Below are 19,005 nucleotides of genomic sequence, written 5' to 3' on the forward strand. Positions count from 1 at the left end.
TGACCTAGGAGAGACAACGCAGATGGCCGAGCCCAGAATCCTCCCCTCCGCGGACCTCGACGATGACGTGTCGATTGGCGACGGGTCCTCGATCTGGCATCTCGCGCAGGTGCGCGGCGGCGCCCGAATCGGCGAGAACGTCGTCGTCGGCCGCGGCGCCTACATCGGCACCGGCGTCCACGTCGGCGACAACTGCAAGATCCAGAACTACGCGCTCGTCTACGAGCCCGCGCATCTCGAGGACGGGGTGTTCATCGGACCCGCCGCGGTGCTCACCAACGACACCTTCCCGCGCGCCTGCAACCCCGACGGTTCGGTCAAGAGCGCTGACGAGTGGGAGCCCGTCGGAGTGACGTTGAAGCGCGGCGCCTCCGTCGGCGCCCGTGCCGTGTGCGTAGCCCCCGTCACCATCGGCGAGTGGGCGACGGTGGCCGCCGGCGCAGTCGTCACCCGCGACGTGCCTGCCTACGCGCTCGTGGCCGGCGTGCCTGCCCGCCGCATCAAGTGGGTAGGCCGCTCCGGTTTCCCGCTGGAGGCCACCGGGGAACACACGTTCCGCGACCCGAAGACCGGCGACGAGTTTGAACAGCACGGTGAGGCCCTCACCCTCGTGAAAGAAGCATGATGTCTGAAGCATTCATTCCCCCAGCCAAGCCGATCATCGGCGACGAGGAACGCGCCGCCGTCGACCGCGTTCTGCGCTCGGGCATGATCGCCCAGGGCCCAGAGGTCGCCGCCTTCGAGCAAGAGTTCGCCGAGCACTTCAAGTTGGGCCGCGCCTGCGTCGCGGTGAATTCCGGCACGTCCGGCCTCCACCTCGGGCTGCTGAGCGCCGGCATCGGCGCCGGCGACGAGGTGATCGTCCCATCGTTCACGTTCGCAGCGACGGCCAACTCCGTGGCCCTCACCGGCGCCACCCCCGTCTTCGCCGACATCGCGCTCGACGACTTCACGCTCGATCCGGCCTCCGTCGAAGCGTCGATCACCGAGCGCACGAAAGCGATCATGCCGGTGCACCTCTACGGCCATCCGGCCAAGATGAGCCAGCTTCGCGCCATCGCCAGCCAGCACGACCTCCTGCTGTTCGAGGACGCGGCGCAGGCGCACGGTGCGTCACTTGGCGGCACCCCCGTCGGCGCATTCGGCGCATTCGCGATGTTCTCCCTGTATCCGACGAAGAACATGACCTCCGGCGAGGGCGGCATGGTCTCCTGCGCGGATGCGACGATCGAACGAGGCGTGCGCCTCTACCGCAACCAGGGGATGCTGCAGCAGTACCACAACGAGGTCGTCGGGCTGAACAACCGCATGACCGACATCCACGCCGCCATCGGGCGCGTGCAGCTCACCAAGGTGGACGCCTGGACGCAGACCCGCCAGGGCAACGCGGCCTTCCTCTCCGCGAACCTGGAGGGCGTCGTCGTGCCGGCTGTAGCGGAGGGAGCAGTGCACGTCTACCACCAGTACACCGTGCGGGTGGCCGAGGATCGCGACGGCTTGGCGAAGGCGCTGAAGGAGGAGTACAACATCGGCTCCGGGATGTTCTATCCCGTGCCAAATCACCGCCTGAAGCCATTCCAGTCGGCGGTGGATCTGCCCAACACGGAACTGGCGGCGAAGGAGTGTCTGTCGCTGCCGGTGCATCCGTCGCTCTCACAGGGCGATCTGGAGCGCATCGTCGCCGCCGTCAACGCCCTCGTGAAGGCGGGTGCATGATGGCGAACCTCCGCGCTGGTCTCATCGGTTTGGGCATGATGGGACGCCACCATGCCCGCAATCTGCGTGCCATCGACGGGGTGAACCTCGTCGCGGTGGCCGATGCCCAGGGCGATCCGCACGGCCTGGCGGGCGATCTGCCAGTCCTCCCCGACGTGCATGCGCTGCTCGAGCAGGGCCTCGACTACGTGGTGGTGGCCGCCCCGACGATGTTCCACGAGGAGATCGGCATCGCGATCGCGGAGGCAGGCGTCGCAGCGCTCATTGAGAAGCCCTTGGCCAAGACCCCCGACGGCGCGCGGCAGCTCGTCGACGCGTTCGGCAGCCGCAACATCGTCGCCGCAGTCGGGCACATCGAGCGGTACAACCCCGCGCTCCAGCAGCTCCGTGCACGACTCGAAGCCGGTGAGTTGGGAGAGCTGTACCAGGTCGTCACCCGTCGTCAGGGGCCATTTCCTGCACGCATCGCCGACGTCGGCGTCGTGAAAGACCTCGCCTCGCACGACATCGATCTCACCGCATGGGTCACCCAACGTGACTACGAGTGGGTGGCGGCACGATCGGTATTCAAAGCGGGGCGCGAATACGAGGACATGGTCTCCGCCACCTGTTCCCTGACCGGAGGGTTGATGTCCAACCATCTGGTCAACTGGCTCACGCCCACCAAGGAGCGTCTGACCGCGGTCACTGGCGAGAAGGGCATGTTCGTCGCCGACACGCTCACCGCCGACCTGTCGTTCTACGCCAACGCATCCGTGCAGCAGACGTGGGACGACCTCGCACGCTTCCGTGGCGTGGCGGAAGGCGATGTGACCCGGTTCGCGTTCCCGAAGCAGGAGCCGCTGCGCACCGAACACGAGCGATTCCGCGACGCGGTGCTGGGCAAGGAGTCTGACATCGTGACATTGGAGCAGGGCGCACAAGTGGTGCGTGTCTGTGAGGCGATGATCGAGTCTGCGCGCACCAACGCATTCATCGACGTGCGCCCGTGAGATTTCCCTCGAATCGGCGCCGGGCGTGGGAATATGGGCTGCGTGAAGGCTGTCGAGAATGACGAGTTCATTCGTCGGGGCAACCGTGTTGCGTGGGCGTTTGTTCCCTATCTCGCGCTGTGCCAGGCGGTACAACTCGCCTACCGAGTACCGGGCGCGCGGTTCCTGACGTTCGAGCTCATCGCGCTCGTCGTGTTAACGCTGGTGACCGCGCCCTGGTGGCTGGGCCGACGGCGCGAGCTCGGGAAAGCGACGTGGTGGCTCGTCGGATCGTTCCTCGCGGTCGTGGTCTACGGCATCGTGGCCCTGCCTTTCCACGCACCTGCGGTCGTGACGACCGCGGGGGGTGGCGTCGTACCACTGCAGTATCTGGTGGTCCCGTTGTTGAATGCGGGGCTCGCCACCCTCACTGGGCTCGGAATGATCCTGGCCGCTGAGCCGAAACTCCGGTTGCGCATCGTCGCGGCTGCCGGAGCGGCGTCGCTCGTCGTCGCCTTCATCGGATGGCCCTTCCAGTCCCAGTATCGGCGCTCGATACGGCTCGCCACCGGGCAAGGTGGGGCCGCGGTGGTGCACGTGATCTTTCTGCTGCTCATCGCGGTGGGGCTTGCGGAGTTCCTGCGACGCGGCGGCAACCGCAAGCTCGGCATCGGGCTGATGCTCGGCGCCATGGTCGCGACGTTGGCGACGCAGTCGCGCGGCGCACTGCTGACGCTGGGCGCGTTCGTCGTGCTCCTGGCGCTGGGGTGGGTGCTCAATGGCACGCGCAGCATCTGGAAGCTGTGGCCTCTGGCGTTGGCCTTGGTTCTGGGGGTGGCGCTGGCGCCGTTGGTGCCCGGCTTCGACCGAATCTTCAGCCTTTCCGACACCAAACGGTCCGCCAATCTCACGGCTGCGCTCGGGCTGTGGAATGAGGACTGGTCGACGCGCATCTTCGGTGTGGGCTCGGGGCACGCTTGGCCGTGGCCTGCGTATGAATCCGGTTTGTACCGCTTCCCCCCGGAGGGGCATTCAGGCCAACGCCCGACCGCGTACGGCGACCTCTTGCTCACCCCGCACTCAACGCCCCTCGCGCTGCTGGTGGAGCACGGCCTCGTAGGAGTCCTCGCCGGCGCAATCATGGGCGTGGCGGTGCTGGTGCTCTGGTGGCGTTCGCGGGCGTCGCTGTCCAGGCTCGCGGTGGCGAGCGCTGTGCTGGCGTCGCTGATGGCGTTCCTGTTCGACACCTACCTGTTGCGCAACTTCGGCATCAGCCTGTGGTGGTGGGCATGCATCGCGCTGGTGGCGACGTGGAAGGAACCGGGCCCCGACGATGCTCCCTCGCCCAGTGGGCTGACCGACTGAGCGCTGACGAGCGCACCGGCGGCATGAGCAAGCACCCGCGAGGCGCGTTGCACGGACGAGCCGCCGTCTTCGTCATACCGATCCGATAACGTTCCTCGCCTTTCGCCTCTCTGCGGCTTCGGTTGACCCTCAACGGGTGCAACCATGGCCGGGTGCAGCCAACCGTCGAAACCGAGCAGTTCCGCCTGAGGGGGAACCGGATCGCTTGGGCGTTCGTACCCTACGTGGCGTTCTGCCAGGCTGTGCAGCTGGCGTTTCCGGTTCCTGGCATGCGCTGGTTCACTTTCGAGTTCTTCGCGCTGATCCTCATCGTGTGTGTCACATCCCCCTGGTGGAGCCGTCGCTGGCGTGAATTGCAGGCGACGACGCTCGTCGCCGCCGGCGCGTTCCTGGCGTTGGTGGCGTATGGGCTGGTGTTGCTGTTCCTCTATCCCCCGCCCGTGGTGCGCACGCCTGGCGGCGGGGTGATGCCGCGCTACTACGAGGTGGTTCCGCTACTCAGCGCGGCGTTGACCGTCGTCGCGGGCTTCGGCGTCGTGCTGGCCGCAGAGCGCCGCTTTCGGTTGCGGATCCTCACCGTCGCCGGTGCCGCCGCGGTGGTGGTGTCGTTCCTGGGTTGGCCGTTCCAGTCTGCGTATCGCGGATACGTGCGGCTCGCGACGGGGCAGGGCGGCGCTGCGATTATTCACGTGATGTTCCTACTCATCATGTCGCTGGGGCTCGCGCAGTTCGCGCGCGGCTCCCGTCCGCGGCTGGGGATGGCGATCGTCGTCGGCGGGCTCGGCGCCCTCATCGCGACGCAGTCGCGCGGGGCGTTCATCAACGTCGCTGCCTGGGTGGGGTTGATCGTCGTGGGTTGGCTCATCTCGCATCCGCGCGACGCGAAGCGCCTCTGGCCGTTGGGTGCTGCGGCGCTGGTGGGGCTCGTCGCGCTGCCATTCATTCCGGGGATCGACCGCATCACAGATTTTTGGGATCCGAAGCGGGCAAAGAACATCGACAACGCCTTGGAGCTGTGGGGGGAGCAGCCACTCGGCCAGATGTTCGGGCTCGGCCCGGGTTCGGTGTGGCCGTGGCCGGCCTACGAGTCCGGGCTCTACCCGATGCCCGAAGAGGGGTACGCCGGGTTCCAGCCTTCCGAGATGGGGAACGTACTTCTCACGCCCCATTCGACGCCGCTGCAGATCCTGGTGGAGTTCGGCATTCCGGGCGTCATCCTGGGCGCCGTGATGGGCATCGCACTGCTCGTGGGTTGGTGGCGCGCCCGCACGACGCTACCTCGGTTGATCGTGGCGAGCGCAGTGTTGGCTTGCCTGGTGGCCTTCCTCGTCGATACGTATCTACTGCGAAACTTCGGCATCAGCCTGTGGTGGTGGGCATGCGTCGCACTCGTGGCAACGTGGGAGGCACCACGCCCCGACGACGCGCCCGCGCTCAGTGAGCCAACTGGCTGACGTTCCCGACCACCGGCTGGGGTGAGTAGACCCGGGCAGCGGGAATGCGACGGGGCCTCGCCCAACGCGCGCGGCTCGCAGATCACCCAACAAAGATCGTGCCTGAGCGAAGTGGGCGCCGAACCTATAGTGGAAACTGTGATGCGCGCACCTTCCGAACAAACACCCGTTCGCTGGCCAGGTGGTCGGGTCATCGCTGCCGTACTCCTGTTCATGATGCTCGTAGCGGGGGCAGCGCTGGTGTTCTTGCCGATCGGCTGGCAGCTGAACCGTTTCGTCGTGTGGCTGTACTACTTCAATCGGAACACCTTCGGCATCCGCGGCATTTCCGTGGATGGTTACGCATTTGCCCTGAATGTCCTGTTGTTTTTCGTCCCGACGGTGCTCCTCACCATCGTGTTCCCCCGTGTCCGCCGCTGGATATGGCCGCTGCTGGGGTTCTGCCTGTCTCTGGGAATCGAGACGGTGCAGTGGCGCTATCTTCCCCGTGAGGCCGGCTGGGATGACGTCGTCGCCAACACCCTCGGAGCCTGCCTGGGGGCGATCTGCATCGGTCTGTGGCGCCGCTTCCGGACACAGAGGGCAGTGGGACGCCCCGGTACGAGGTGACGTCTACTCAGGGGGTGTCCCAGATAATCCCCTAGTCAGGGGTGATGCAGGAGTGCCAATGTGGTCTCGGTCGAAGTCGTCCTCGCACTATGGCGTGCTGTCGACGCCTTCTGGAATCGGTCCGCCCGGGTGCTCCGAGTCACACTGCGTGCCGTAGTGCCTCGCTCCGTTCTTGGCATGGCCCAGTCGCGAGCCCTGCACAGGAAGCGACTAGATGTAGTTGGTGTTCTCGTCGCCCGACTAGACGCCAGCCTCGAACGCTCCATGTCGGACTGCCCAGGATTCGTCGTTCTACAACCCAGCGCACCCCGATTCTTGGGAAAATCCCAAGAGTGCTCTAGGATGGCACCCATGAACCCCAGCATTGGCGAGCGGGTGCTCGAGGCGCTCCCAGCAGGCACCCCCCAGAAGGAGATCGCGCGTCAGGTCGGCATGACCGAGGACGCCTTCTCGCGCGCTCTGCGGGGCCAGCGTGGCTTCTCAGCCCTCGAACTAGCACGTCTGGCGGAGATCCTAGACCAAGACATCCACCTGCTGATCACTGGTGAGCCCGACCCGAACCGGCTCGTGGTGTCGGGACGCCACAACTTTGACCGAGAGACGTGGGCGCGGAGTATCGACGGAGGCGAGGGGGACAAGGCCGTTTTGTCTGACGTACTCCTTGCCTACCGGCAGGCGGAGTGGGTCCACTCGCTGAAGCCCAGCCGCGTACCTTCTGATCTGCGCCAAGTGCGTGAAGCCCTTGGAGCGGACTTTGTCCCTCAGTTCATCGACCGCCTCGCCGCCATGGAGATCGACACGGTGCGGCTGTCAGGGCTCAGCACCGCCTACTCGCTCCATGTCGGGGCGCGCGCCGTGATGGTCATTCCTGAGACGGGCAACTGGTTCAAGGAGAACTTTGACCTCGCCCACGAGTTGGCCCATCTGGTCCTTGGACACGAAGGCGTGTGGGCCTCCCCGGACCGCGAGGTAAGCCGGGAGGAGTCTGCTGCGAACGGGTTCGCCGCCGAGTTGCTCCTGCCCCAGGAGGAGATGCGAGCACTCGACTGGACTACCGTCTCTCCTGAAAACCTTGCGGCGCTGATCTGGGGTTGGGGAGTGTCGACTCAGACTGTGAAGTTTCGCTTGGACACTCTCCGCCTCCAGGTGTCTCCCCAAACTCAGTCGCTGTTGGACCTGACCACGCAGGGGCTACTCCGGCGGCACTGGAAGCACGACGCCGTGGGTGACGCGATCACGGAACGGATGACACTGGCGAGCGCACGGCGGTTCCCTGCGTGGCTCACTGAGGCGCACGTTGAAGGTGTGGCTAGAGGGCGCCTTCAGAAAGGCACACTCGCTTGGATGCTGGGAGTCGACCCAGAGGCCCTCGAGGTGGAACAGCCGCCAGCACCGACCATGAGTGACTCCGACCTGATGTCCCTGCTCGGATAGCCTGACAGGGGTGCAAACGATCGAGACTCGACGGCTGGTGTTTCCGGACACCACCGTGCTCGTCAACTTCGCTTTGGTGAACGAGATGTCACTCTTGGAGCGTCTCGTCGGAGGCAATGGCCGTTGGTGTGACACCGTCGCGAGCGAATGCCAGGATCAGAGCAAGAAACAGGGGTTACCTCAGATGCGTAGGGCTGATGACATCTCCGGGTTGTCCCGGGTCATCAAGTCATTGGTGGTGGCAGACGACAAGGCAGTACCACAGCGTTTGGCCGACTTGGATCTCCACCCAACAATTCAATCAACCACCTCATGGCACCTCTTTCGGGTAGCCCACTGGAAGGGCTATATCAACCGGGAGCGGTTCGGCGAGATTCGACGAGTCCTGTTAGCGCACGGGCGAGGTTGCCCTGATGACGTTCGCGATCCGGCCAAGTTCGCTGTGTGGATTACTCCTCCGTCGTGACTGAGACAGGAAGCGCATCCTTGCCCCTCGCCATCAGGAGCACCCCGCCAGCCCAGACCTCAGGGGCGCGGGCGTTGGCCAGGATCGAGATGACGAGGGTGGTTCTCGGCTAGCAGTCGTGGGAGATCATTGAAGTTCGCGGGCAGTTAATTATCCCATGTGGCCCTTTGATGCCTTGGGTCATAATTAATGAGCGAGTTAATTATGACCCAAGGCATCAACTGTGCGTTGAGCGGTAGTGGAATCCTCTGCCGCGTCGTGATGGCCACGACGGCTCGACCAAGCCGGCATCTTCCAAATCTTTGAGCACCCGCCCTACGTTGCTGGGTGCAGCGCGTGTAAGACTTGCCAGTTCAGTGGAGCTAATGCGCCCTCGCTGATCCACGTAACTCCGGGCGATCTGCTCACGACTCGGCCACTGCCGCATCCGGCCGGTCTGCATATCCAGTTCACGCAACGCATCCTCCGCCTCGTGCGACAGCCGCCAGGAAGGTCCCTGCTCGTCGACGGTGCCTTCAACAGGCATCAACGGCGCAAACTCACGCCCCTGAGCGACGAGCAACGCATAGACGCTACTGCGTGCGACTGCGGAGGAATCCTGAATGATCCGCGCAATGGAAGTTTCGTCTGCCCAGCCCCGGTCGAGTACGAGGCGAAGTGTCAGCAGCGAGTTCAGATCAATGGCCGCCGGACGACTGCCCTGAACACGTCGCAGCCAAGCGATCCAGGCCCGATCAGCCTCCCCACCAATCAGCGTGGTCCGGACATAAGGACCATCCAGCTCCTCGATCGTTGGTGGTTCATGCCCAAGTCTGACCATGTCACGAAACATGCGATCCACGCCGACACCCTCCCGCTCGGCGACACGTAGAGAAGCAAGCAGCTCAGCAAGAGAGGTGTTTCTGGAACGCGATGGATGGGTGAGAATGTTGTCCGGGGTGATTCCCTGCACGAAACCGCCCGGACTCGTCACCCTCAGGTAGCTACCAACATACTCAACCACTGTCGGCCCGGGCACCGACCATTCCCGGTGCGCCACGCCGTTCACGATGGCCTCACGGGCAGCCCCCAGAGGGATCTCTCGCGCCTGGCCGACGATGAGTCCCTGCGGCATATGGACCGCGGGCACGGTTCCTTCTAACGCCTGGAATACCTCAGCCAGCTCCTGGAGCAGCGATCGCCCATCGCGTCGAATTCGGAGCTGGCTGTCCTCACCGGCTCCCGGTCGTCGGATGAAGTCCAAAGCGGCCTCGCCCCGTCCAATGAAGGCCAACACTCCAGCATTCGTGAGGGTCCCGTTCGGGGCGATCACGTTGAGTCGCTTCAGAAGATCGAGGTCCTGCGCTTCCGCCAGCTCCTGCGCGTGGTCCTCGCCGGATGCCCTCAAGAAGTCACGCGCCACCACGAAGGCACCTGCGGGGATTTCTTCCCAAGCAACGTTGGACGCCTGCACCGACCAATCGAACTGTTGCGTCGCCATCCTTCGCGCATGCCACGTCGCTGCGTCGATCTCCACACATTGCGTACCCACCCGTCATCGCAGCTTCTTACGAAAGGGCACCGGCTGCAAGGCTTGCGGCACGCGAACCACCAGCAGTCGCACCGAGCGGACTTCGACGTCTCGCACGGCGACGGTCAGGAGACGGTCAGTCAACTCCCAGATACGCTGCCTCAGCCAGCCGCCATCCAGCCTCATGCCAATGAGCTCACCGAGATCCGACACACCGACAATGAGAGCGCCACCCCCATCGCTGTTCGCCATGCATGCCGCCGCTTCGGCGAGCTTGGCTGCTGCCACCTCGTTGTGAGGCTCACCCGGGAGCACCTCTCCGCCCGGACCACGCCGTCCTGCCTCTTCCTTGAGGTCAACATGCTCGCTCTCGTCCGGATCTCCAACTGCTTCTCCTGCTTCCAATCGATCAAGAAGCAATCGTGTCCGCTCCTCGATGGGATCCCGGGCAAAAGTCACACTCATGTACCCCAAACTAACACAGGCATAATTAACTCGCTGATTAATTATGCCTGTGCATGCTTTCGAGCAGCCAACCCTTGCGAGGCGAATTGCCAGCAGGTGTGGCGCATCGGTAACGAACAGCCACTGGCGCCTTTCGTCACGAAGGACGTGTGCGGTGATGCGTCACTGTGCGGGATGACCTGCAACATCCTGCACGCGGTATCGACCGAGCCAGTTCGCTGCATCATCCCTTCGAGCCACACGTCGAATCGGAATGCACAATGAAACCACCTAGGGTAAAGCCCACGAGATCGTCGCCTCAGCATGTTCTACATCAGTCATGGTGGCCTGTAGTGTTCCTTGAACCATAGGCGTCGGCTCGGAGTCTTTGACGCTTTCCCAGTTTCCGCTTCTCGCCTGTTTGGTTTCACGCACGCACATCCATGCGCAGGGGCGCGCTGCGAGGCTGGAGATGACGCCGACATCGGCCTGGAGCCCCAAGATCTCTGTGGCTCGGTGACTGTAGGCACGCAGTGATCCGGACTCACTGCCGCGCAGCGCGGGCAACAGATGAAACGACATTTGAAGGCACTCGCCCCCAGCCAGTTCCCACGGCAGGCCAACCTCGAGCACCACCCATCCGTGGGGGAGCAGGGACGTTCTTCGAATCTCGCAGTTGTGCTCGGCTACCACCCAGGGCCGAGAGAAGTCATGGGGGCATCGATTAACCGCGCGCCCATCGATGACATGAACAAAACGTCTAACGCCATCATACGTGGCTTCAATCTCGAGCAGATGCCTGACCGTAGACCCATCAGGAATGGTGTGGGTGAGCGAGGTGAACGCAAGAGCCATGACCACACCGTCGTTGAACGGCAACCGCCAGCTTTCGTAGACGGATTGGAGCGCTTCGATAACCTCCTGCCAATCATCGTTACCCGTGGTGAGTGTGGGAGAGTTGGCTACCAGGTAGCGCCTCAGCATGCCACTGCCGGTTCCCAGAATCCTTTCGATGTTGTCCAACGCATCCAAGCTGTTGGCTCTCGACGGGACCGACCTGCCGCTGACCCACGTGCGAAGCGCCGGCGCAGTGATCGAGGTGCCCAGCTCAGTGACTTCCGCGGCCAGCCGACTAGCGCTGTAGCCGGCAACACGCATTGCCTTGTCGAGCACGTCGGCGAAACTCGTGCCTTGCCCTGAACTCAGTTCCTGCTTCATGCAGCCTCCTCGCGCAACGCCGCATCCAGTTCGGGGTCCGTCAGGCGCGTCGCCGCAACGTCCTCTTCACTCCAGAGCCAACCCAGTTCCACGCCCCCACCGGTCAAGTCGTTCACCGTCCCGAATGCCTCGTTGCCTCGCACCTCAATCAGCTCGTACGACTTTGTTTCCTCGGGCCGTTCCCCCACTCCTTCAAAGCTCCGCAACCTCACCAACTGGGGAAGCACTTGTGGGCTGAACTCAATGCTCAAGGAAAAACGTCCAATCGTCCGCCCGGTGCTGATCCTTTGCCGGTTCCACCCCGAGGTCGCTGGTTGTGGAGCGCCAGATGGGCGAGTCTCAAACTCGACGGTGGTGATCTCTCCCGGCAGCAGCAGACGATCCAGCAACAGTTCCGCAACTGTCCCACCCGTCTTGGGGAATTCGCGCACCCGCCCCAGCCGCGCCCCGGATCTGGGGTAGATCATCCTGAACAGCGGGGGATCCTGAAGTTCCGGTTCGCGTTCGGTGAAGGTGGAGACTGAGATGCGCTCCACCGCGAACCGGCCAGCCTGCAGCACATAGATAGTGCTAGAGCTGACTAATCGATGCGCAGCGTCGTAGACGTACCGCTCCAGCACGGCAAGGTATCGAAGGTCTTCCGCCTCTTCCATACCAAAGTCGGCACGCGCAACCCTCAGTTCATCACCGTGCGCAACGTTATCAAGCTTGCTGGGGCCTGCGTTCCACCAGCTCGCACCCCGCTCTGGGGAACGATGCTGCGCTTCAGTGAGGTATCCGCGCGGAGTGTCCAAGATCGCTTCCAGCGCTTCAACGGCTTCTAGTGCTGTGCTTCTCACTGGCCGGGTGCGCCCATTGCGCCACAGGCTCAAGGTCGAGGGCGAGCAGCTGATCTTCTGTTCTTTCAATCGTGCGGCGATGCGCTCCAAGGTCAGCCCGCTGCGGTCGATGACCGCAGACAGCCGTACAGGAAAGATGCCGTCGGGAAGGGCGCGCGCGCTGCCCACGTGGGCATGGGGGTAACTGTGCGACACTTCGTCAACCATGGTGCTGCCCTCCTCGTTCACCTATCACCCCACCGCCTATGGCGGGTCGTTCGTAGTCGAAGCATCGTACTGTTCGACAGGTGCACTTCTTCGCCAAGTAGTGCATCACTTGTCAATTGCTAGGAACCCCACCCCGCTGTTCTCTTTAATGCAATGCAACGCAACGTGCCAGTGCAGATGGTCTCGCGCCTACCTCGACGTTCGGAAGGCGCCGGCACGAAGAGGCAGTGTGCAGCAGCGAACGCGAGAGTTCAGAACGCCTCCCTAAACGGATCAGCTGAGTGAAGTCGGCCCATGCACCCCATCCAAGATGCCGCTTTGGCTCGAAAATCACGTCTGACAAGGGCATCTTCAGGTATGGCGCTTGCCCTCTCACCATGCGATAAAAGTTCGTCAGCGAAATCGCATCGCGCGGCCACTGCAAGACCAACGGCGAACCCTCGCAACTTTTGCATTGTGCATTGCATTCAGGTTCATGGCAACTGCAGGAGGTCGAACTCACATTTTGGTTGAATCATCTCACCATTTCCAGATTCTACCTTCATCACCCGCGGCACCGCTGCCCGAAGGCAACAAAAACTCAACGTTTGGCCTACCGAAGGGGTTGTCTTCACAACTTTCCAAGTCGGAACGTGAGGCCCGCCAAAGAGGTCATCTTGGTTCAGCGTACCGAGGCTGCCCAGCGAGTTGAACCCCATCGGGTGTTAGGTTCTCATACACTTAGTGCTCGACAGGCAGCCTCGTTTCCGGGGCGCGCCTGCGGGCACAGGCGAGCGGGTTCCTTGAACTCCGCTCCATAATTTTCAACTGAGGAAGGAAAATCGTGCGACGAATTCTCTTGGGTATCGCCGCCTCGGCGGTCGTGGCTAGTTCGGGAATGTTCGGGTCCATGGCAGCCCACGCGGCTCCGGCACAGGTGTCGCAGGCGACCACCACTACAGCGAGTTTCGGCTACCACCGCATCTCCGCTGCCTACAAGTATGGGGTGAAGTACGAGTTCGCCAACAAGTCTTCCCGGGTCTACGCATACTCCCACGGCTGGTTCTACCTGTTTGCCCGCAACGCAGACGGCACCTACCGACTGATCTGCATCACCTGGTGCAAGCCTTGCTACGTCCCGAAGGCTCGCCCCATCCAGGACAACATTGAACCCTTCAGCAGCGGGGTGCGTTCTTGATGGTTTCGAAGCCTTCTCGCCGTGCCGTCGCAGTAGGTGCCGCATGGACGGTACCCGTGATGGTTGGCGCTCAATCTGTTCCTGCGTTCGCGGCCTCTGACCCGGGTGGAGATATCCCCGTCCCTCCGGACGAGGGTGATTCCAAAGTCGGCTTGCAGGGTCTGATTAACATCGCAAAGGGATGTGGCGGCTACCAGCGTGGTCCGTACAGCATGGTGGTTAACACAACGGATATCTCGGACACCAAGCCGGTTTACGACGACAAGGGTGAGCTTGTTCGTTATGGCTTCTACGTGGAAAACGGCACACCCACCGTCGAGCCCAAGAACGCAAAGCTCACCATTTACGTGCCGTCGAGGCTGGGGAATATCAGGTGGACCAATCGCGAACCTTCGAGCGGCTGGTCGAACTTGACAGTGGATCGCACTGTTCCCCAGCACCGCGGAATGACGGCATACTCGGCGGTGTTCACCGGCCAGTGGGTGTACGACGATTCGAAGCAGTGGATCGCAAGTGGCCCTGCCCCGCAGTGGGGATCCAACCCGCCGAACCTCAGCTGGGAGGGCACCGCGCGCGGCTACTGCGACAACGGCACTATGCCGGGCGCCGCCCGCCGCGAGGTGACCGTCGGGGACAAGGTCCTCACGTTCACCCGAGGGGTGCGCAACCTTCTGTGAACTCCGCGCTGCGGCGCGGCTGGAAGTCGAAAGCCACGCCGCGCCGTCGGGGGGCTTCCCCTATCCATCTCAACCCCCTGGGCCAGAGTCTTTGTTTCCTCTGACCGAAGCCATGTCGGGCCTCCTCGATCATCCTTCGAGGAGGCCCGATTTGCGTCTCTGGGCGACTCAGATCACGTTGCGAGCCACCTGCCAGCTTCGCGCGATGCGTGACTCGAACAATCGCCGATCGGCTGACCCCCAACCGGAGCCCTCAGGTCAGGAACACACCCTTCGATCAACTGTTGTAATCACTTCAGAGGAGGGGCCTGATCATTCTTGGGCCGCCTGTCGGGGATAGTTTCCGATGATTTCGACGGGCCGGGCATCCGCGCCCTGATCGATCCTCTTAAGAGTCTCAATCTCAGGTGGCTGAGCAGGTAGCGACGCCGCAGCCGAGGCTTACAAGCGCTCCTGCACCGGGCGCAGCATCGCATGCACCGGCACGTCACCGATCTGCAACACCTGGATCGTGCCGAAACCATGGCGTCGGTACAACGCCGCGACACGTGGGGTCGAGGCTTCCAAGTAGGCCGGCGCCTGATCGGCATCCACCCTGCCGAGGCCATGTTCGAGCAGCCGCCCTCCGATGTTCTTGCCTCGGTGGCCGGCATCAACCGCGATGTCCATGAGATGCCAGTGCGGCACGCTTGGCACAGCCGCGGCCAAGGCTCTGGTGGCCGAGACCAGACGCGGCAACCGCCGCGCGGGCGGCAACGCACGCACGAGTGCCGGGACGTGTGCCAGCAACAACCGCAACCGACGCGCGAGCCCCTGCCGCCGTCGACCCTTCGGCGCCAACCACAAGGCCACACCGACGACCTCATCGCCATCCCTAGCGACGTCGACTGCACCCGCCTCCAGATACACCGCATCGATCATGGCGGTGAACTGTGCACGCAGACCGGCCTCCGGGTGGGGCCCTGCCTGCTGGGCCACGAGCGGGTCGTCCACGAACGCCTCAACCAGCAGATTTACGTACGCTTCGATCTCGGTTCGCCGGCCATCGGTCACGGTGATTCCCATAGGCTCCAACCTACCGACGATCGAGAGGCCGTCAATCACTGCTCGTCCACGCTAACGCCTTCGATGGCTTCGAGCAGCCGGGTGCCGATGCGTTTCAGTAAGGCCGGCTCCCGCCGTCCTCACCGAATAGCTTTTCTCTACGTCGATTAATTGCAGACTCCATATTCTTATGGGTACAGCTGCGATGGTTGTTCGTTGGCCCCGCGAGGACTTGACAGCCACCTGCGTGTCGTGCTTGATTCCCCTTGTCAACCCAGCTCTGCAACCCTGCGAAAGGATGGGCAATGCCCTCTCATGAAACTCCTGCGTCTGACGCAAATATCCAACAATCCATGACGCTCAAAAGGCGAACCCTGGTGGCCGGTACGGCGTGGGCCGCGCCTGCCGTCGTCGCTGCCAGCGCGGTGCCCGCCTTCGCCGCCAGCCAGACCGACTGCGAAACCGTAGTGAGCGTCTGGCAGCCGACCGAAATGAACCTCACCGGCGGGCCCACCTACACGCTGACCAAGACGAGCAACTGTCGCACCTGGGACGACAACAACGTCCACAGTCACTGGTGGCGGCGCATGCCGAAAGACTACGACCTCACCCCCACTGATAAGGCAACCATCAGCTCGTCTTGGCTGAACATTGCGCAAGCAGTGCAGATCGATGACAAGAAGGGGGAGGGCCAGACGATCACGGTGCGGTTCCCGCAGCCGGTGTATGGCATCACCTTCTACATTGGCCAGATCGACTCCTCGAGCGACGCGCCGTCTTGGTACCGTGACCAACTCATCGTGTCGGTGTCGGGGCCGAACGGTAAGCTTCCCATCACCACGAGGCACGACTACACCGACGGAGCCGCGCTGCCGAGCACCGTCGTAGTCGAAGGCGACGGCTCCACTGAAGTGACTGCCACGTCCCCGAACCGGGTCTCACAGTTCCCCATCACCGGTCGCGACCATCGTGGCACAGTCAGGTATGACACGGCCAAGGATCAGCCAGTCACCGAGATTTCCATCTTCTACGGCGACGCCAAGTACGGCGCCAATGCGGTGCTCGGCAATGGCGGCATGGGCCGCCAGTTCATCTCGGTGAGCCCGATCCGTTGGAGCACCTGCTGAGCGACGTCGGGGCTTACCCAACTGCACGCGGGCGGCGACGATCACACACCCGCTCGAACTGCTCGCTGAGATGACGCAGAGCTGCTCACATTGCAGATGACAACCAGCAACAGCCACGTGCCCAAGGCCCCAGGCCGTTGGGTGCGTGGCTCGTTTGCTGTTCGCACTCGACGGCCAAGCGTCAGGTGCGTCGTCGAGCGGCAGGCGGTGAATAGACCAACCAGGATCGCCTCCATCGAGGCCCCGCCCTGGGTAAACATTGAGAATTCCTTGCCAGGTGGGTGACACCAGATCTCTATCGACGTGCTCGATCAATAACTGTGTGAATGCACTGCTGAGGACAATTGACGTGGATGTCGTGATCGGCAACGCCACTACTTACTCGACACGAGACATGGTCAGGGTTCAGCAGATCCGGCAGCGAGAGAGCCGAGCACGTGGGCCATGAACGGGCTTGGTGGGTACAGTATGGAAGGGAACAGGAGAGTAGGATATGCATATCGAACGCAACGTGGTGGCGCTCACCGTCAACAGTCGCGACGACGTCGTGACGGCCATGCGGAAAATCGACGACAACAAAGCCAGAATCGTCTTCGTCGTGGACTCCCACGGGCACCTCGTAGGTTCACTCTCCGACGGCGACGTGCGCCGCTGGCTCATCGCGTCCACGGCGCCCGAGCTCTCCACGCCTGTCGAACAGATCGCCAACCGTCAGTGCCGCACCGCCGCGTCGGACGCAACTCCCGCACAGTTGCGTGAGCTGCTGGACGACACCATCACGCACGTCCCCCTCATTGACGCCCAGCGTCGCCTGGTGGGTATCGCGACGAGCCGCGCCGACGAGTTCGTCATCGGCCGCCACCGAGTCTCCATCGACGATCCGACGCTCATCATCGCTGAAATCGGCAACAACCATCAAGGCGACGTCGCGTTCGCCAAAGAGCTGGTGGATCTGGCCGTCGACGCGGGTGCTGACCTGGTGAAGTTCCAGCTACGCGATATGGACGCCCTGTACCGCCAGTCCGGCGCGGCCACCGCGGGCGAGGATCTCGGCGCCCAGTACACGCTCAATCTCCTCTCGAAGTACTCGCTCTCGGCCGAGCAAATGTGTGAGGTCTTCGATCACTGCCGTGAGCGCGACATGGACATCCTCTGCACCCCTTGGGATGCCCCCAGTGTGAAGGTGCTCGCTGACTACGGCATCGCCGGGCTCAAGGTGGCCTCGGCAGATATGACCAACCACACGCTGCTCAAGCACATGTTCGCCACGGGCCTGCCCATGATCGTCTCCACCGGCATGAGCACCGAGGAAGAAATCCGGCAGTCCGCCGATCTGTTGCGCACCTCCGGGGCGCCGTTTGCGATGCTGCATTGCCAGTCGACCTATCCGGCGCCGTTCAAGGACATCAACCTGCGTTACCTCCACCGCCTCGCGGACATCTCAGGTGGCCCCGTCGGCTACTCCGGGCACGAGCGCGGGTTCCACATCCCCCTCGCCGCCGTCGCCATGGGCGCGCGCATTATCGAGAAGCACTTCACCACCGACCGCTCGCTGGAGGGCAACGACCACCGGGTCTCGCTCCTGCCAGGGGAGTTCCGGCAGATGGTTGAGCGCATCCGAGAGCTTGAGGAAGCACTTGGCGACGGCTCGGCCCGCACCGTCTCCACCGGCGAGTCGATGAACCGCGTCAACCTCGCCAAATCGCTGGTTGCCAAACGCCGTATCGAAGCTGGCGAACGGATCTCCGCCGACGACGTTGACGTGAAGTCTCCTGGACGCGGCCTCCAGCCCAACAAGTTGGACGAGCTCATCGGACGCAAGGCACCCCGCGTGATTGAGGCGGGCGATTTCTTCTACCCCGGCGATCTCACTGACGCCGTGAGCGTCGGGCGCGACTACCACTTCCGTCGCCCTTGGGGCCTGCCCGTGCGCCACCACGACTACGCCAAGCTCATCCAGGGAACGAACCCCGACTTCATCGAATTCCACCTCTCTTACAAGGATGTCGACCTGAAGTCCGAAGACTTCTTCTCGGAGCGGCTGCCGTTTGGGTTCACCGTCCACCTTCCCGACCTGTACGCCGGCGACTTCATCGTCAACCTGGCCAGCGAGGACGACGACATCTGGGAACGTTCCATTTTCGAACTCCAGCGCGTGATTGACCTCACTCGGCACATGACGCAGTACTTCACCGTCGATGAGCCGCCAGTGGTCATTGCGACGATGGGTGGCTTCACCGCGCACGGCTTCGTTGACCCCTCCGAACGGCCCAAGATGTACGCGAGGATCGCTCGGGCCCTCGAGCGCGTCGATGAGCAGGACATCCGCCTCACTGCCCAGACGCTGCCGCCATACCCGTGGTTGATGGGCGGCCAGCAATATCACAACCTGTTCATGGGGCTGCAGGACACCGTCGACTTCTGCAACGAGTACGGGCGCCGTCTCACCCTCGACATCTCGCATTCGAAGCTGGCCGCCAATTTCCACAAGATGTCGTTCAGCACCTACGTCGAGGCACTCGCCCCGCTTTCGGATCACCTGCACATCGTCGACGCGGAAGGCGTCGACGGAGAAGGCCCCCAGATCGGAGAGGGCGAGGTGGACTGGCCCGTACTCGCCGAACAGCTCGACAGACTGTCCCCCGGCGTCGGATTCATCCCCGAGATCTGGATGGGCCACACGAACAACGGCGAGGGCTTCTGGAAGGCGCTCGACCGCTTGGAGGAATGGTTCTGACCTGTGACAA

Annotated in this window: 17 protein-coding genes; 12 read left to right on the plus strand and 5 right to left on the minus strand. The window is 63.1% G+C overall.

The window, feature by feature from the left end; translation table 11 throughout:
- The first annotated feature begins 22 nt into the window (after window positions 1-22).
- The 8 genes from Q0X68_RS01340 to Q0X68_RS01375 all read left to right on the plus strand — a co-directional run bounded on the left by Q0X68_RS01340 (window position 23) and on the right by Q0X68_RS01375 (window position 8,015).
- Window positions 23-625 carry an acyltransferase gene (locus Q0X68_RS01340; protein WP_297746429.1) on the plus strand — a complete coding sequence of 201 codons (603 nt, stop codon included), beginning with the start codon at window positions 23-25 and terminating at the stop codon, window positions 623-625.
- On the plus strand, window positions 625-1,716 hold the full coding sequence (locus Q0X68_RS01345) for a DegT/DnrJ/EryC1/StrS aminotransferase family protein (RefSeq protein WP_297746432.1): 1,092 nt from the start codon (window positions 625-627) through the stop codon (window positions 1,714-1,716). The genes Q0X68_RS01340 and Q0X68_RS01345 overlap by 1 nt, the downstream gene beginning before the upstream one ends.
- Complete coding sequence (locus Q0X68_RS01350; protein ID WP_297746601.1) at window positions 1,716-2,708, plus strand: Gfo/Idh/MocA family protein; 993 nt, start codon at window positions 1,716-1,718, stop codon at window positions 2,706-2,708. Before Q0X68_RS01345 ends, Q0X68_RS01350 begins: the two co-directional genes overlap by 1 nt.
- A 42-nt stretch (window positions 2,709-2,750) precedes the next feature.
- Entirely contained in the window at window positions 2,751-4,052 is a 1,302-nt protein-coding gene (locus tag Q0X68_RS01355) for an O-antigen ligase (RefSeq protein WP_297746434.1), read from the plus strand.
- Between the two features lie 152 nt (window positions 4,053-4,204).
- Window positions 4,205-5,506, plus strand: a complete 1,302-nt coding sequence (locus Q0X68_RS01360) for an O-antigen ligase (RefSeq protein ID WP_297746437.1) — start codon at window positions 4,205-4,207, stop codon at window positions 5,504-5,506.
- 141 nt (window positions 5,507-5,647) lie between these two features.
- Entirely contained in the window at window positions 5,648-6,115 is a 468-nt protein-coding gene (locus tag Q0X68_RS01365) for a VanZ family protein (protein WP_297746440.1), read from the plus strand.
- 351 nt (window positions 6,116-6,466) lie between these two features.
- Window positions 6,467-7,549, plus strand: a complete 1,083-nt coding sequence (locus tag Q0X68_RS01370; protein ID WP_297746444.1) for an ImmA/IrrE family metallo-endopeptidase — start codon at window positions 6,467-6,469, stop codon at window positions 7,547-7,549.
- A 10-nt stretch (window positions 7,550-7,559) separates the two neighbouring features.
- Window positions 7,560-8,015 (plus strand): hypothetical protein, encoded by a 456-nt coding sequence (locus Q0X68_RS01375; protein WP_297746447.1) that lies wholly within the window; start codon window positions 7,560-7,562, stop codon window positions 8,013-8,015.
- A 217-nt stretch (window positions 8,016-8,232) separates the two neighbouring features.
- Here the strand turns inward: Q0X68_RS01375 and Q0X68_RS01380 are convergent, their stop codons facing one another.
- The 4 genes from Q0X68_RS01380 to Q0X68_RS01395 form a co-directional block, all read right to left on the minus strand.
- On the minus strand, window positions 8,233-9,495 hold the full coding sequence (locus Q0X68_RS01380; RefSeq protein WP_297746450.1) for an ATP-binding protein: 1,263 nt from the start codon (window positions 9,493-9,495) through the stop codon (window positions 8,233-8,235).
- Between the two features lie 54 nt (window positions 9,496-9,549).
- Window positions 9,550-9,990 (minus strand): ATP-binding protein, encoded by a 441-nt coding sequence (locus Q0X68_RS01385; protein WP_297746453.1) that lies wholly within the window; start codon window positions 9,988-9,990, stop codon window positions 9,550-9,552.
- Between the two features lie 270 nt (window positions 9,991-10,260).
- Window positions 10,261-11,187, minus strand: a complete 927-nt coding sequence (locus Q0X68_RS01390) for a hypothetical protein (RefSeq protein WP_297746456.1) — start codon at window positions 11,185-11,187, stop codon at window positions 10,261-10,263.
- Window positions 11,184-12,116, minus strand: a complete 933-nt coding sequence (locus Q0X68_RS01395) for a hypothetical protein (RefSeq protein ID WP_297746459.1) — start codon at window positions 12,114-12,116, stop codon at window positions 11,184-11,186. Before Q0X68_RS01395 ends, Q0X68_RS01390 begins: the two co-directional genes overlap by 4 nt.
- A gap of 940 nt (window positions 12,117-13,056) precedes the next feature.
- Between Q0X68_RS01395 and Q0X68_RS01400 the strand changes: the two genes are divergently transcribed.
- Window positions 13,057-13,410, plus strand: a complete 354-nt coding sequence (locus tag Q0X68_RS01400) for a hypothetical protein (protein WP_297746462.1) — start codon at window positions 13,057-13,059, stop codon at window positions 13,408-13,410.
- 212 nt (window positions 13,411-13,622) lie between these two features.
- A complete protein-coding gene (locus tag Q0X68_RS01405) occupies window positions 13,623-14,087 on the plus strand; it encodes a hypothetical protein (RefSeq protein WP_297746465.1) in 465 nt (154 codons plus the stop codon).
- 441 nt (window positions 14,088-14,528) lie between these two features.
- Here the strand turns inward: Q0X68_RS01405 and Q0X68_RS01410 are convergent, their stop codons facing one another.
- Window positions 14,529-15,152 (minus strand): N-acetyltransferase, encoded by a 624-nt coding sequence (locus tag Q0X68_RS01410; RefSeq protein ID WP_297746468.1) that lies wholly within the window; start codon window positions 15,150-15,152, stop codon window positions 14,529-14,531.
- Between the two features lie 332 nt (window positions 15,153-15,484).
- Between Q0X68_RS01410 and Q0X68_RS01415 the strand changes: the two genes are divergently transcribed.
- Together Q0X68_RS01415 and Q0X68_RS01420 are read left to right on the plus strand one after the other, a co-directional pair.
- On the plus strand, window positions 15,485-16,258 hold the full coding sequence (locus Q0X68_RS01415) for a hypothetical protein (protein WP_297746471.1): 774 nt from the start codon (window positions 15,485-15,487) through the stop codon (window positions 16,256-16,258).
- A 493-nt stretch (window positions 16,259-16,751) separates the two neighbouring features.
- Entirely contained in the window at window positions 16,752-18,995 is a 2,244-nt protein-coding gene (locus tag Q0X68_RS01420; protein WP_297746474.1) for an N-acetylneuraminate synthase family protein, read from the plus strand.
- Window positions 18,996-19,005 lie beyond the last annotated feature (10 nt).

Origin of the sequence: uncultured Tessaracoccus sp., from assembly GCF_947286155.1 — a bacterium.
Taxonomy (GTDB): domain Bacteria; phylum Actinomycetota; class Actinomycetes; order Propionibacteriales; family Propionibacteriaceae; genus Arachnia.